General features: G+C 56.9%; 12 protein-coding genes and 4 pseudogenes. 6 read left to right on the forward strand and 10 right to left on the reverse strand.

The features are described from left to right. The coding region (locus tag CCR97_RS00005) for a DUF2274 domain-containing protein (protein WP_201159199.1) at positions 1–155 on the forward strand (155 nt) is incomplete at its 5' end. A 208-nt stretch (positions 156–363) separates the two neighbouring features. Here CCR97_RS00005 and CCR97_RS00010 read toward each other — a convergent pair. Together CCR97_RS00010 and CCR97_RS00015 are read right to left on the reverse strand one after the other, a co-directional pair. Continuing rightward, on the reverse strand, positions 364–1,383 hold the full coding sequence (locus CCR97_RS00010; protein WP_201159200.1) for a LysR substrate-binding domain-containing protein: 1,020 nt from the start codon (positions 1,381–1,383) through the stop codon (positions 364–366). 198 nt (positions 1,384–1,581) lie between these two features. Continuing rightward, positions 1,582–2,244: a BON domain-containing protein gene (locus tag CCR97_RS00015; protein WP_111357304.1), complete on the reverse strand. Its 663-nt coding sequence runs from the start codon at positions 2,242–2,244 to the stop codon at positions 1,582–1,584. Positions 2,245–2,406: 162 nt separating this feature from the next. Between CCR97_RS00015 and CCR97_RS00020 the strand changes: the two are divergent. Next, a pseudogene (locus CCR97_RS00020) lies at positions 2,407–3,305 on the forward strand (IS3 family transposase); the annotation flags it as partial. A 5-nt stretch (positions 3,306–3,310) separates the two neighbouring features. Here CCR97_RS00020 and CCR97_RS00025 read toward each other — a convergent pair. Further along, a pseudogene (locus tag CCR97_RS00025) lies at positions 3,311–4,531 on the reverse strand (IS110 family RNA-guided transposase). Between the two features lie 239 nt (positions 4,532–4,770). On the opposite strand from CCR97_RS00025, the pseudogene CCR97_RS00030 reads away from it, so the two are divergent. After that, a pseudogene (locus tag CCR97_RS00030) lies at positions 4,771–4,974 on the forward strand (integrase core domain-containing protein); the annotation flags it as partial. Positions 4,975–5,563: 589 nt separating this feature from the next. Continuing rightward, positions 5,564–6,184 (forward strand): HdeD family acid-resistance protein, encoded by a 621-nt coding sequence (locus tag CCR97_RS00035; RefSeq protein WP_111357303.1) that lies wholly within the window; start codon positions 5,564–5,566, stop codon positions 6,182–6,184. 53 nt (positions 6,185–6,237) lie between these two features. Here the strand turns inward: CCR97_RS00035 and CCR97_RS00040 are convergent, their stop codons facing one another. The 6 genes and pseudogenes from CCR97_RS00040 to CCR97_RS32470 form a co-directional block, all read right to left on the reverse strand. Further along, a complete protein-coding gene (locus CCR97_RS00040) occupies positions 6,238–8,949 on the reverse strand; it encodes a bifunctional acetate--CoA ligase family protein/GNAT family N-acetyltransferase (protein ID WP_111357302.1) in 2,712 nt (903 codons plus the stop codon). A gap of 101 nt (positions 8,950–9,050) precedes the next feature. Continuing rightward, positions 9,051–9,305: a host attachment protein gene (locus CCR97_RS32190; protein WP_338049037.1), complete on the reverse strand. Its 255-nt coding sequence runs from the start codon at positions 9,303–9,305 to the stop codon at positions 9,051–9,053. Continuing rightward, on the reverse strand, positions 9,208–9,498 hold the full coding sequence (locus CCR97_RS32195; RefSeq protein WP_338049036.1) for a baeRF12 domain-containing protein: 291 nt from the start codon (positions 9,496–9,498) through the stop codon (positions 9,208–9,210). The genes CCR97_RS32190 and CCR97_RS32195 overlap by 98 nt, the downstream gene beginning before the upstream one ends. A gap of 180 nt (positions 9,499–9,678) precedes the next feature. Beyond that, positions 9,679–9,903: a hypothetical protein gene (locus CCR97_RS00050; RefSeq protein WP_146618747.1), complete on the reverse strand. Its 225-nt coding sequence runs from the start codon at positions 9,901–9,903 to the stop codon at positions 9,679–9,681. Positions 9,904–9,999: 96 nt separating this feature from the next. Next, positions 10,000–10,830 (reverse strand): SDR family oxidoreductase, encoded by an 831-nt coding sequence (locus CCR97_RS00055; RefSeq protein WP_244670178.1) that lies wholly within the window; start codon positions 10,828–10,830, stop codon positions 10,000–10,002. Next, positions 10,800–11,520: pseudogene (locus CCR97_RS32470) on the reverse strand (sensor histidine kinase). The gene CCR97_RS00055 and the pseudogene CCR97_RS32470 overlap by 31 nt, the downstream one beginning before the upstream one ends. Before the next feature lie 172 nt (positions 11,521–11,692). Here CCR97_RS32470 and CCR97_RS00065 point away from each other — a divergent pair. Further along, positions 11,693–12,346: a BON domain-containing protein gene (locus tag CCR97_RS00065; RefSeq protein WP_111357306.1), complete on the forward strand. Its 654-nt coding sequence runs from the start codon at positions 11,693–11,695 to the stop codon at positions 12,344–12,346. Between the two features lie 269 nt (positions 12,347–12,615). Here the strand turns inward: CCR97_RS00065 and CCR97_RS32200 are convergent, their stop codons facing one another. Then, on the reverse strand, positions 12,616–13,095 hold the full coding sequence (locus tag CCR97_RS32200) for a helix-turn-helix domain-containing protein (RefSeq protein ID WP_170145826.1): 480 nt from the start codon (positions 13,093–13,095) through the stop codon (positions 12,616–12,618). A gap of 591 nt (positions 13,096–13,686) precedes the next feature. Between CCR97_RS32200 and CCR97_RS00075 the strand changes: the two genes are divergently transcribed. After that, complete coding sequence (locus tag CCR97_RS00075) at positions 13,687–14,301, forward strand: adenylate kinase (protein ID WP_111357298.1); 615 nt, start codon at positions 13,687–13,689, stop codon at positions 14,299–14,301. The last annotated feature ends 134 nt before the right edge of the window (positions 14,302–14,435 follow it).

A 14,435-nucleotide genomic window follows, 5' to 3' on the forward strand; every position in this document is an offset into this window, starting at 1 on the left:
AAGTGCACCGCGAACTGATCGCCTATGCCGAGGTCTTGGGACGAGAGACGAGCAAGCCCGTGTCCGATCCCGTGAAACTTATTCCTCACATGATCCGGCGATTCATGGCGACAGATCGCGGGTTCGCGAAAGCGCGTCGGCAGCGCGACACTTGAAATGCTGCGCCAACCTCTGGTTGGGCCAGCGGCTCGCGAAGTAGAGTTGAACAGCCCACTCGGCCGCCAAAGCATCGAACGCAACCGCATCACATGCGCCGATGGGGATATCACACGTACGCCACCTTCTGGTTTTTGTCCCATCAAGAGGACAACAGCGATCGCGCTCCTCAGACTTGCTCCAGCAGAACCGCAAGTGCCGTCCCTTTCAGTTGGGATTCCGACCAGACGTCTGCGCGTTCTTCATCGCTCGAGCAAGGCTTACGAAGCGCCGGAGTGCCGGATTGTCATTGCCGGGAAGCCAGACCCCCACCGTCGGTAGAAGATCTTCATCGCCGTCTACGGGTTTGAATCGGACGCCATGGAATGGAGTTGCAACGGCCGATTCGCTCGTCAGCGTCACCCCAAAGCCCATAGACACTAAGTGGAATAGACTCTCACGACAGACGGACAAGCGTCTTACTCGCGGATGAAAGCCAAGGGTTGCGAGCCGGCGAATGAGGTATTCGTGGATTTCGGGACCAGGCTCGTCTCGACTGACTATAAAGCTTTCTGCTTGAAGATCCGGCCATTGAACCGCCTTGAGCGACGAAAGCTGATGTTCTTCCGGCAGAGCACAGTAAACGCGCTCGTGCCAGAGCAACTCAACATCACAGTCTGGGAGCTCAGGAACTCCTGTGAAGAACGCTATGTCCATACTGCGAGCGCGTATCTGACGAATGTGATCGCGGGATCCTCCATACGCCACGTCGACGGTTACGGCTCTATGGCCTTGGGCAAACTCTATCAGCAATTTCCGGAGAAAGCCGGACGCGAGTGAGCAGAGAAAGCCAACTCTAAGGAAGCCCGTGGCGCCACTTCCGGCGCTTCGTGCCGCCTTCACCGCATAGTCGAGATCGCATAAAGCCGCCTTCGCCTTAACAATAAATTCCTTGCCGGCTGCTGTCGCGCGCACACCCGTACGATGCCGCTCAAACAACGAGACACCTAATTCGTTCTCAAGTTTACGGACTCTGCGGCTGACTACCGACTGGTCAGTCCCGATTATGCTTGCAGCCCGATGGAAGCTTCGCTGCTCCAACACCACAATCGACTGCAATATTGCATGCAGATTAATCTTCGATCCACCAATGGCGAAAATGAGCCCGTTCCCGAGGCTGGCAATCGCGTCGTCTATTCCTGCTCGCGCCTTACGGCCACGTGATGACATCATCGCGAATCGTTCCACTCCTATTACCGCCCTGCACAGAACCTCCACTATCCGCCCGCGATTTTGCCGCCCCTCAATTCGATTTGCACAAGCAGCCCCGGCTACAACTCCACGGCTCGGGTGCTAAGCGGAAGCAGTGACAGCAAACGCGCTCATCGCACGCAATTTCGAGCGCGCAATACCATCTCGCTCTTGCGCGCTCGAAATTGACCGGCTCTAAAGTGAAACGACAATCTTGTTCTCAACGCTACCAACCCCTGGAGCGGCCCAAGCAGAGCGCTCGGCCTCCTGCCGTTCTGCCCACGAGCGGACGGTTCCTCTAAGAATTACTTTGCCGCCCTCTACCTCGACGACAACCTTATCGGCATCGACCTTGGCGCTCCGGACCAACGCGTCCTCAATTTTTCGTTTGACGTCGGCCGAACTCACGCGAGGTTTGACCTGAATAAGATTGGATATCCCTTTCACCCCCGAGATCGAACGCACGGCGCGTTCCGCCCATTCCTTCTGATAATTCCACTCGGCGTCCCCTTCGAGCGTCAGATATCCGTTCTTTACGATAACGCGCATGTTTTCCGAACTTGACGGCAATTCACGCTTGATCGCTTTGACAGCTTCTTCGGCAATCTCAGGATCAGTCCTTTCATAGAATAGCTTAACCTCGATATCGTTCGCTACGCCCTTCACACCCAATACACGCTTGGCGGCCTTTTCGGCTTGGTAAGAATCCATGTAACTCTTTGTGAAGCCAGTGAGAGTCACTACGCCATCCTTGACGGCGACAGCAATATGACTGGAATCGCCAATCGATGGATCCCACTTGATTTCATCTTCGACGTCTCGCTTGATTGTCGAGTCTGTACGAACTTGAGACACCATTTCTTCCTCCGCTGTTTCTCGAACAAAGTCCCCCTTGGTTTTCTAAAGCACTCGATCAGCACTGCATTGACGGTCATCAATATTGATCTGAGACCGGCAAACTGGATCGTATTTGGTTAGAGTTTTTCGCGCCGATTGCCCGGCTGGGGGGAGCTAAGAACGATGAAGGCCTCGCGGTTTTCGGACGCCCAGAAGGCGTTCATTCTGAAGCAGGGATGCCGGTGGCGGAGATCTGCCGCGAGGCCGGCATCAGCCAGACGACCTACTTCAACTGGAAGAAGAAGTACAACGGCCTGCTGCCGACTGAGATGCGCCGGCTTAAGCTGCTTGAGGATGAGAACGCTAAGTTGCGCAAGGTTGTGGGCGATCTCAGCCTGGACAAGGAAATGCTGCAGGACGTCATCCGCTGAAGCCTGTCCGGAAGCGCAAGCTGGTTGACGAGGTGCGGGGCGAGTGGCGTGTTTCGATCCGGCGGAGGTGCCGGTGTACTCAAGGTCGACACGTCCACCTATCACTACAAGTCCCGTCGCCCCGGACAGGCAGCACTCGAAGGACGGATCAGGGAGATTTGCCGGACGCGAGTTCGCTTTGGTTATCGGCGAATCCACGTGCTGCTCAGGCGCGAAGGCTGGCGACACGGCCAAAACAGCATGCGCCGTATTTATCGCGAACTGGGCTTGCAATTGCGCAACAAGACGCCGAAGCGGCGAGTGAAGGCTAAGCTGCGGGATGATCGACGGCCAGCGACGCGATCGAACGAGACCTGGGCGATGGACTTTGTCCATGATCAACTGGCGACACGCCGCAAGCTTCGCGTGTTGATGATCGTCGACACGTTCTCCCGCTTCTCGCCTGCGCTGGAACCACGGTTTACCTTCCGCGGCGCCGATGTTGTGGCAGTGCTAGAAAGAGTCTGCAAGGAAGTGGGGTTCCCGGCGACGATCCGGGTCGATCAAGGCACCGAGTTCGTGTCACGCGATCTGGATCTGTGGGCCTATCAACGCGGCGTCACGCTGGATTTCTCGCGACCAGGCAAGCCGACCGACACGGATGTTCTAGACAAGCCTTATGTTGTAAGAGAGTGCTTCTTTTTGGCTCGAGGCTTCGCTCGCCACCGTGATGCGAAGTTCGCGTAGTTCTGCTCGGCAACTTCGACGCGGCTTCGTTCTTCGGCCCGCTTCTCTGGGATATTGTAGTCGTAGGCTGAACCGCGCTTGGCATGGCTGGCCGGCAGGCCAGCGCGCAGCTCAATACTTCGGAACTTCCGTGCCAGCAGCGCGGGCCTCATCCAGATGTAGTCGGTGCCCTTTGTCAGCATGTGCCAGATGATCATCGCTAGCTTTCGTGCAGTTGCGACCGCCGCCATGTGTTTGCCCCGTCGCGAAGCTACGCGCTGAAAGAATGCGCGCAGCGGTCCCGGTGAACGCGCAACAGCCCACGCCGCTTCTACGAGCATCCCGCGAGCCTGGCTGCGGACCTGCTTGGTGATCCGGCCATGGTACGCCGGCCCTTCGCCAGACTGCCTTACACTCGGGTTTAGCCCCAATTAGCTCACCAGCCTGGTTGGATCGGCAAAGCGCCGGATGTCGCCGACGGCAGCGGCCACGCCCGAAGCCACCGTCATATCCACCCCCGGCAGCGTCATCAGCCGCCGAATGACTGGATCGGACATCGCTTCACGCGCGATATCTGCCTCGACCACCTTTAACGAACTCTGGATCAAGTCGATCTGCGCCAGGTGCCGTTCGACTGCGGCACGCTCATCGGCAGGTACTATCTGGGCGGCGATCCACCGGCGGCCGCTGATCCCTACAAGGTTGAGATGCGGACAAGGGGGAATGAGGTGGGCGTGAAGGATCGACTGAATGAGGTTCTTCAAGCGGACCCGCTGACGCACTAGCTGCGTACGGCGCGCCACTTGCCGTCGCAGAGCCATCGTGCGCTCATCGGGGATCCAGACCTCCGGAAGGAACCCGGTGGCATACAGTTTCGCGAGCACGGCGGCATCAATTGCATCCGTCTTGATCTTGGCGTGCGCGATCAACCGCACCTGCTTCGGATTAGCGATGATAACACGGTCAACATACGGTGCCAGAGCTTCGACAACGGCTGCGGCATTGCCGGTCGCTTCGACAACCACGTGATCGTCATGGGTGAGTTCCTCCCTGGCGAAAGCTTCCAAGCTGTCACGGGTCATCGGAATGCGGCCGAGCTTTGTTAAATGTCCATCGAGCAGCGCGACGGTCTCGGCTGCCACGCGATGGATGTCCATGCCAATGATGCGCATCTCTCCCTCCATGGTCAGTGCAAACGGGAGCTGCGGGCAACACGACAATTACGGATCCGCGCTCGCAGCGCATCCGGGCTAGTCGCAGGGGCGGCCAGATAACGACCTCGAACTCGCAGTTCACGTCAGTGCGACGGCCTGCCCGCACTTGCGTGCTCCCGGTGCCCCGAGGCCCGGATCAATCTAACCTAGTCGGTCAGATCGAGTCTGGGAACGAGGCGACCGACGACATCATGCCGGATAATGCGTTCATCGAGGCGTTCAACGGGCCGCTGCGTGCGAAGTGTCTGAACGCGCATTGGTTCCTAAGCCTTGCAGATGCGCGGGAAAAGTTGGAGGATTGCCGCAAGTACTACAACGAGGAGCAGCCCCACGGGACCATCGGCAACAAACCGCCGATCATACTGCAAAATCACGATGGCGCAGCCAGCCCGCCATCGTGAAAGAGCCGGAAAACTCTAGCTTCCGGCGATCCAAAGTTCGACCTCAGAGCACCGGGACAACGTGTACAGACGCGGGACAGGTTGACGGTCATTGACCGCCGTCAATGTTTACTACCTACCGTGTGAGCAGTATGGCCCTCCAACGACGACGATCTCGCGTCCCGCCACCTCTGCCATGGCTGGCCTACCGGATGTGATTCGCAGCTCCCATTTGCCCAACCTGATAGCGGTGCATTCTTATGAACAATTGCTTGGTTGGACTTGTTGTGGCCACATCCGTTTTGTTGATTTCAGAAGGTCCTCCGCGCCTGAACATCGAGCGGCACTGTCGAGCGATTGCGGAACTTGCTGAGCCGCTTGCAGTCTTCGACAGTTGTATACGCATGGAGCAGGAGCCATACGAAACCATCATACGCAAATGGGAAGCATTTGACTTGGCTGATCGTGCCCACTGCATACGGTTGGCGACGTTAGGCGACGCGGATGCGACTTATACGTCGCTACTGACTTGCCTTGAAATAGAAGAGCATGTGAGGACACTAAAAAGACGAAAATAGCGCGGTTATTTGATCCGCAGGAGTCGTGATTTATGTCAGCGTCGAACAGTACCGACCGCACAAACGTCACGATGGCTCATGCGGATTCAAGAAGCAAAGGGCTCGCTCGGAATTGGTGGGCTATTGCAATCCGCGCAGTTCTTGCTGCCGGACTTGCGATTGGCATCTTTCGGGGTTCCACGTATACACTTGCAACGCTCGTCCTGCTTTTTGCGGCTTATGTTGCGGCTGATGGCGTAGCTGCGATTGTTGCTGGATTGCTCAGGATGAAGCGTGGTGAGTTTTGGCAGACATTGATCTTTGAGGGCACGCTCAATCTATTTTTCGCAGGTGCCATTCTCGTCTGGCCTGCCATCGTCGCAACCGCCTTTGTTGGTCTGGCCAGTATATGGGCCGTTGTGACCGGCGCGGCCTTGCTTGCCGCTGCGCGGCGAACGTGCGAGGCTTACGTCCAGGGGCTACTAGCATTGGCAGGGCTGGTGTCGATCGTCTGGGGCTTGTTGATGGCCAGCATAGGACCGACGTCGGATAGTGCGCCGGATACAGTCGGCTGGTGGCTGATTGGCTATGCGCTGTCGTTTGCCGCGGCGCTCTTGATGCTCTCCTGTGTTTTGCAACGACAATATAACCAAAGCGCATGGTGCTCTGAATAGGGATCGCGTTACGATCTTAAGAAACGACTATGAAACAAGAAACATCGTTTTGGTTAGGAGTGTTTCTTTTCAGCGGAAAGCGATAACACGGCGACGCAACTGCCAGGATCGTCGGGGTCGTCGACGATGTTAAATCCGAGCTCCCTGCACATGCGCAGCATTGCCGAATTTTCACGGAGAATCTGGCCTTTGATGCGTTTGAGACCCTCGGCTTGCGCGTACTCAATAATCAAGTTCATGAGCTTCCAGCCAAGCCCCCGTCCTTTGACGTCGGAGCGAAGAAGAATTGCGTATTCCCCAGCATAATAGTTCGCATCGGCGTGCAGACGAACGCCGCCAACCATTTCATGGTTGGCTTCGTCGATAGCCACGAATGCAATAGCCCGCGCGTAGTCGAGCTGAGTGAGACGCGCGATAAAAACATGACTGAACTCCTTGACCGGAGCGAAAAAACGTAGCCTCAAATCTTCTGGGGACACGCGTTCAAAGAAAGCGTGGACCAGGTGTTCATCCTCCGGGCGAACGGGGCGGATGAGCAGACGCCAGCTTTCACCGATACGAACATGCCTTTCCCACTCCTTCGGATACGGTCGGATAGCGAGACGAGGGTGGCCATGCCCGGCGAACTTCGGCACCACTTTTGCCACGGCAACTCGAGCATCAAGGGCGAGGACCCCTTTGTCGTCCGCGAGCAGGGGGTTGATATCGAGCTCACGGATTTCGGGCACGTCCGCGACAAGCTGCGCGAGTTTGACCAACACCAGGGCAATTTCGTTTATGTTGACTGGTGGAACATTGCGATAGGCGCGCAGCAGACGTGAAACGCGCGTTTGATTAATGAGTTCATACGCCAGCTTTAAATCGAGCGGCGGGAGTGCCAATGCCTTATCATCGATCGCTTCAACCGCAGTTCCTCCGTGGCCAAACAGGACGACAGGGCCGAAGGTATCATCATCGGCGATTCCGGCGATCAGCTCGCGGGCGGCCGGCCGCACGATCATGGGATGAAGGCTGACTCCGATAATTCGCGCTTGTGGCCTCGCCGCCTTGACGGTCGCAAACATTTCTTCGGTGGCTCTACGCACCTCCATTGGGCTGGAAAGGTTGAGCCGTACGCCGCCCACATCAGATTTATGCACGATATCGCGAGAGACGACTTTGACCGCAACCTTCTGGCCATTAGTCAGGAGGGACGCGCAGACTTTTTCTGCTTCCTCAGGCGTAGCGGCGAATGCAGTGCGAGCGATTGGAATAGCATAGGCATCGAAGAGCTCGACAACCTCCAGCGGATCAAGCCAATCGCGTGTTTGGGAAATGGCGGCCATGACGACGCGGCGAGCGGTCGACATGTCCGGGGCAAAATTTTCCGGGAGACTCGGCGGAGCCTCCATCATCGCCGTTGCAGCTTCGCTATGGCGGACCAGATGCATGAACCCGCGAACGGCATCGGTTTCGGTCGGGTAATGTGGTATTTTTGCGCGGTCAAAGATTTCGGATACACTTCCGCCAGAACCAAGCCAGACTGAAAAGAGCGGCTTTGGTACACCGTCCTTCTCCCGTCGCTTTTCACTGAAGTCCGTGACCGCACTGGCGGTGTCTGTTGCCGAGGCAAGCGCCGTCGGCACATTGATTACGAGAACGGCATCGTTTGCTGAGTCGGAAGCAAGGAGTTCCAATGCTTTTTCGTAACGAACAGCATCGGCATCGCCAATGATATCAACAGGATTTGACTTCGACCAAGTGGCGGGAAGGATCCTATCGAGACGCGCGCGGATGTCTTCCGAGAGTTCGGCTGCGATACCACCGAAATCGAGCAGGCGATCGATCGCCAACACGCCTGTACCGCCACCATTGGTTAAGATCGCAAGCCGCTTTCCAGCGACCGTCTTGACTCGACCCAATGTCTCGGCCGCATCGAACAATTCACCAAGGTCCAGCACTCGCAACAGCCCCGCTCGCCGGAATGCAGCATCATATACGGCATCCGAGCCAGCCATCGCGCCGGTATGCGTCGCCGCAGCTCTTGCGGCCGCAGCGTGACGGCCGGACTTCACTACGACTACAGGCTTTGTACGCGCCGCGGCGCGCGCCGCCGACATGAATTTGCGGGCATCCTTGACGGACTCTACATAAAGGAGGACGGCGCGCGTTGCTCGGTCGAAAGCAAAAAACTCAAGCAAGTCTCCAAAGTCGACATCGAGCTGATCGCCGATAGAGACGATCGCGGAGAAACCGACTGTGCGCTGAGAAGCCCACTCGACCATACCAGCCGCAATGGCGCCAGACTGTGAGACGACTGCAAGGTCTCCCGCCAGCGGCATGCTGGATGCAAAACTTGCATTGAGTTTAACTCCTGGAACCAACACGCCAAGGCAATTTGGACCTAACAGCCTCAATCCCGCCGCGCGGGCCGATCGCTCGCATGCGTCCGCAAGTGAGCTGGAGCCATGACCGAGTCCCGCGGTGATAATGATAGCTGCGGCAGCACCTCGAGCCCCCGCTTCCGCAACAACCGAAGGTACACTAACTGGCGGAACGCAAATGACGACCAAGTCCGGCGGTGAGCTGAGATCGGCAAAAGCCTTTACAGATATGGTGCCATCAATTGCAGGATATCGCGAATTGACAAGGCTGATTGCCCCGGTAAAGCCAGCTGTACGTATGTTTTTAAGGACCGCTCGTCCAAGCGATTTTTCTCGCGGACTGCCCCCCACAACCGCAATCGACCGAGGCCGCAAGAGTTGTTCAAGCCTATAAGTTGACATGCCGCGCTTTCACCCATGTCAAATCTCGCCCTTGTCTTCGATGCCAATTTTATCAGCGAGGACCCAGCACACAACGGGGCCATCGGTCGGCGAACCCGACGTCACTCCAGATGTTTCTCGATCTCATAGATAGGGCATTTGGTCAGATCCTTTTCGATTTCGGCAATGATGCGGCCTCTCACATCGGGATGGAACGCCGCGCGCAAATCTGCCAGCGTCCGTGGCGGGGCAACAATCACCAATGCTCTTGCCTTGTGCTCACGTATCAGACTTTCTACGGCCGCTGCAACTCGCTTCGCGAAGCGATGCTCTTTCGAGTTCGTGCCAGTCGGTCTGTGCCACAGCGCTCCGTAAATTTGTGCGAGCGCGCTTAAAAACGCGCCCAGGTCGATCTCGGCCCTGCTCGTGTGCCGGGGGGTTGTCGTCGGCAAACACGCGTTCTGTCTTCAAGTGCAAATATTGCTCATCGCCTGCGTTTCTCAAAAAAAGAGCCTTATGACCGTCGCCGACGAGGACGAATGCGTCATGTGGAATTTTGATCTTCGTCATCTGGCGTCTCCCAGGCGGTAAGCATCCGCGATCATTGTCTGCGAAGTCGCCTATTGCCCCGTCGGACTGGCCCGACGCACTCAGTGGGAGTCTGCCCCCGAGCCATTCGTCACGCCAGTTCTTTCACTCGCGGCTTTATCGCATATCATCGGAAGCGGTTGCCTTCAGCAGGGCTGTGAATCAGGTCTCCTTCACATTCTCGGCGGCTTCAAGCACAAGCCGTGCCTCGTGAATAAATGTCTCCCACCGCTTATATGGCGTGGCGCGGTCACGCTGCCTGTTATCTACGACATCCTCATCCGGCCATTGATCGGCGCTGCAAATTCTCTCGTTCGCGGGAATTTGAAAATAGGCCATTCGACAGAGCACGCGGGCTGCGGCCTCAATTTCGGCTTGCGTCGGCATTGGTGCGTCTCCGTGGCTGCTCAGGACATTCTAAAATGGTGCAAGAGTTTCGCGTTGACGGTCGTCAATAAGATCGCTTCCTCAACCTCAATTTGATCATAAGCGTAGTCCGCCATCGACCTCCAGAACGCGACCGTTAAAATAGTCGTTCTGCAAGATAAACATTGCCGCATGACTTATTTCCTCTGGAGTCGCCAAACGCCGCAACGGTATTCCTGAAACAATCTTTTCTCTAATTTTCGAAGGGATACCGGCCACCATTCTTGTATCGACGAAACCGGGCGCGATACCGGCAACGCGAATGTTATGGCGCGCCAGTTCTTTTGCCCACGTCACGGTCATGGCCGCCACGCCTGCCTTGGCGGCCGAGTAGTTGGTTTGTCCCACATTACCGTAGCGAGAAATGCTTGAAACATTAATGATTACCCCGCCGCGTTGACCCTCGATCATGTGCAGGGCGGCTTCTCGCCCGCACAGGAACACGCCGATCAGATCGACGGCGATTACCTTGTTGAACTCCGCGAGCGACATTTTCCGCTGCACCTTGTGGTCAACAGCCTTGACCAGAAGAGCATCGCTCACCACGCCTGCGTTGTTGATCAATCCATCGACGGCGCCAAATGCGAGGCGGATGCTGCGGAACGCGGCTTCAACTGCCGGTTCGTCAGCGACATCAAGCCTGAAAGATTTGATCATGCCACCCCAACCCGCACATCGCTCCAGCGTCTCCTCCAGTGTGGAAGCGTCACGATCGATGATTGCGAGATTTGCTTTGTGCCGCGCCAAGGTCTTGGCCATTTCCCGGCCGATTCCTTGACCGGCGCCGGTGATAATGAAGGTTTTGTCGCGGATATCCAAAGCGTTGCGTCCAACTAGAAGGGGCCCAGATCCGATCGTCATGCAACTTGCGCTGAGATTGAAAAGCAAGAGCCGCGTCCGATGCAGGACTGGACGTCGATTCTATGACCGAGAGCATCGGCCGCTCGTTTCACAATGTAGAGCCTCAGGCCCAATCCGTTCGACGGGCTTGATTCCAGCCGTTGAAATGCAACGAACAGCTTGCTGAAGGAGTCTGGGGGGTATTCCGCAACCGGTATCCCACACTTCAATGCGGCATAGCGTTCCTCGACGGCGGCAGCCAACGAGAACGTGCCCGTCTCTTGACGTTGCATTGATGGCATTTCGCACAAGATTCCGAATTATGCTTCCCAGCAGCGTCGCATGGCTCATAATCCGGACACTTGTTGGGACAATCCGAAGAACCACACCCTTGTGTAGAGCGGGTTCGCAAAACTCTTCCTCGACATCTTGAAGCGTCGAATTGAGCTCGACACAAGCGAGCGGGAGCGATCCAGCGGTTTCGCAAACGCGCAATGCCTCCGTGATGCGATCGAACTTTCCGATGATGTTGGCGACTGCGCGATCACCGTAAGTCAAATACTCACGCTCCTCTCCGGTAAGGCGACGGGCAAGCCATCGGTGGGTGCCCAAAATGACCTGAAGTGGCTGTCGGAGATCGTGGCTCGCCATGGCAAGCAAGGCGGACTGGAACGCGATGATGCGAGTGCGATCGCAAGCACCTCCCTTCCAGTCGCTGTTGGAATCTGCGGGATTCATACGATCGACTCTGTTTCCGACCGGCCCTGTCTCCGAGGGTTCAAATCACCATAAAGCGCAGGCCCGGCCAGGAAATTGACGGCGGTCAATGCGAAATAGATCGTGCCGCGAATAGTTGATGGTCCTTTTCTATGGAGACGGTGGATCAGCAATCAGAGATTTGGAGATGACAATGCGCACAGACAACGAAATCGAACGCGACGTGAAAGATGAACTGCAATGGGACCCCGATCTTGACGCAACCGACATCGCGGTCTCCGTCAAGCAGGGGGTCGTGACTCTGGCTGGATTCGTCAAAAGCTGGAGCGACAAGTACGAGGCTGAGGCAGCCGCCAAGCGCGTGTCCGGCGTCAAGGGCATTGCCAACGATCTGGAGGTCCGCCTCCCGGGCGTCGACGAACGTCCCGATCCGGATATCGCACGCGATGCGGTTTCCGCGATCAAGAACCAGCTTCCGCTATCGTCCGAAGACATTCGGGTGGTGGTCAAGAACGGCTGGATTACCCTCGAAGGCAATGTCGAGTGGTACTATCAGAAAAGCACGGCAGAATCGGCGGTGCGCCGGCTCAAGGGTGTCCGTGGCGTGATCAACTCGATTGTTATCAAGCCGCGTGTGCAACCGTCGGAGATCAAACGCAAGATCGAAGATGCGTTCACGCGCAGCGCCGAGATCGACGCCAAACGGATTACCGTGGAGGCCAATGGCAGCGAGGTGATCCTCAAAGGAACCGTGCGGTCGTGGGCGGAGCGAGAGGAAGCGGGGCGGCAAGCGTGGGCCGCACCGGGTGTTACCAAGGTGGACAACCGCATTGTCGTCAGCCCGTAGGCCAAGTTCAAGCAAGAGGGCGGCGGCTCGCTCCGCCGCCCTCCAAGCGGCTCAACAACCAATCCTATTTTATTTGAAGGAAAGCAACAATGCGCGCATTTCTATGCGCGGTCGCCGCAGCAGTCGTCCTGGCGCTCGTGGCCTATTTTGTCCTTGCCCCGGTTCAAAAGACCGTGGATCAAGTGTTCAAGACAGAAGCCGTTCGCTTGTGATTGGCGCAGCTCCGCGAAAGGCCGCCGCAAAAGCGGCTTGGTCCCCCCGACACCTGTTCAAGCCGCGGTCATAAGTTGATTGCTATCGGCATAGAGAGGCAACGAAAGCAAGCTGTCCGAGGGGCGCGCGATCTTCAATTGGCGTGTTCCGCCGAATTCAAGAATACCACGTTGCTTCAACTCCGTCAGCGCTCGACTTACCGTTTCGACGGAAAGCCCAAGGTAGTCTGCAATGTCGTTACGGCTCATTGGCAGCGATACGAATCCATTTGGCGTTTGCCGCTGACGTCTCTGAATCTGAGCAAGGAAAGCCAGCACCTTGTCGGTGGAGCGTTGGTGCCAAAGATTGAGGATATGAGCCTCCATGTGAAACGCTTCGCGAAGATTTGCTTCGCGTAGCATTCTGGCGATGCTACCGTCTTGCCGCGCGAGCCGCTCGACCTCATCGCGATTGTAGCGCCCTAGAATCGTACCGTCGCAGAGCGCCTCAACGAGGACATCGTCGCGATCCGAGGCCGTTGCAAACGAAAAGGTCACCCGGCAGAAAAAACTCCATGATGCATCGTTGTCCGCTCGGCAACAGCAATACCTTTCTGACGGCGCCTGATTCCACCTGCCACCAATAGGCATTCAATGCATCCGGCGAACCGATTTCCTGCCCCTTGGCGCACGCGACGGTCGTGCGCAGCGCCTGCAGCTCCCGATTTGCGTGGCGGCCATATGATCGTTTCGAGGGTTCGGCGAAGCCATAGTGACAAGCGCGGAGCTCCATTGCATTCCTCCATATGCAAGAGATCACCCGATTATCCGAGCCGAAGGAGTGACCACCCGAATTGAGGCGGCGACCGACAAGTTGGGAGACCGGTTGTGCGATTCAAGAGGTCGAGAGGGAAAAATTAGCACTCCCGCTTCATGACTGCTAAGTCTTTATATTTTTTGCGATTTTCCCAAAGGGGATCAAAACGGCCAATAGTGATCGACATGGTTGTCCATCTGACGGCGCTCGATCGCTCCGGCTCCGGGCAAAGGACTAAAGTGAAACGAAGTTATGCCTGACGGCAATCGGGGGCAAACGGCTTTGCCTGGCCCAAAAAGCCAAGAGGCAATCCAAAACCTGGGGTTATTCCAATGCGGCTCGTCATGCTAGGTCCGCCGGGGGCCGGCAAAAGTACCCAGGCACAACGTGCGGCCGCAAAGTATGGCATCCCGCATCTCTCGGCCGGCGTCCTGCTGCGCGCAGCCGTCGCATCGGACGCTCCGGTCGGAGCGCTCGCTAAGGATACCATGGCGCGTGGCGATCTTGTGCCAGACGACATCGTTCAGGCTATCGTTTTCGAGCGGCTGGATGGTCCCGAGACCCACAATGGATTCATTCTTGATGGCTTTCCCCGGACGATAGCTCAGGCCGAGGCCCTTGACCGATTTCTCAGGGACCGAGGTCTGGGGCTCGGTGCAGCGATCGAACTGAAAGCAAAGGACCATGCCCTGGTTGAGCGGATTGCCGCGCGAAACGCGAATGCCGTCGCGCGTCGCGAGCCGCGGCGGATCGACGACAATGCCGACGTTCTACGATCGCGGATCCACGCCTACCATCGGCAGACAGCTCCACTTCTCGAATATTATCAGAGGCAGGGCATTCTGCACTCCGTGGATGGAATGCTTCCGATTGCCGAGGTGGAGCAAGAGATCGACCGAATTGTGGCCCGGCTCCAAATCGAGAAGGTCCCCGATTCAGACGTTTGAGGCGCGGCAATCCCACCCTCAAAAAAATCGGCGCCATCCTTAAAATTGCAAGTCGATTTCGTTCGAAGTTCTCTATCGTTTACTAGGCAACCCTCGCGCCACTCGCGCGGGGGTTGCCTAGTAAACGATAGAGA

This window comes from Rhodoplanes elegans (assembly GCF_016653355.1).
Classification (GTDB): Bacteria; Pseudomonadota; Alphaproteobacteria; order Rhizobiales; family Xanthobacteraceae; genus Rhodoplanes; species Rhodoplanes elegans.

Bases quoted from the DNA above. Each gene is read 5' to 3' on its own strand.
- CCR97_RS00015 (WP_111357304.1), bottom strand. From the start codon at position 2,244: ATGGTGTCTCAAGTTCGTACAGACTCGACAATCAAGCGAGACGTCGAA.
- CCR97_RS00035 (WP_111357303.1), top strand. From the start codon at position 5,564: ATGTCAGCGTCGAACAGTACCGACCGCACAAACGTCACGATGGCTCAT.
- CCR97_RS00040 (WP_111357302.1), bottom strand. From the start codon at position 8,949: ATGTCAACTTATAGGCTTGAACAACTCTTGCGGCCTCGGTCGATTGCG.
- CCR97_RS32195 (WP_338049036.1), bottom strand. From the start codon at position 9,498: ATGACGAAGATCAAAATTCCACATGACGCATTCGTCCTCGTCGGCGAC.
- CCR97_RS00050 (WP_146618747.1), bottom strand. From the start codon at position 9,903: ATGCCGACGCAAGCCGAAATTGAGGCCGCAGCCCGCGTGCTCTGTCGA.
- CCR97_RS00065 (WP_111357306.1), top strand. From the start codon at position 11,693: ATGCGCACAGACAACGAAATCGAACGCGACGTGAAAGATGAACTGCAA.
- CCR97_RS00075 (WP_111357298.1), top strand. From the start codon at position 13,687: ATGCGGCTCGTCATGCTAGGTCCGCCGGGGGCCGGCAAAAGTACCCAG.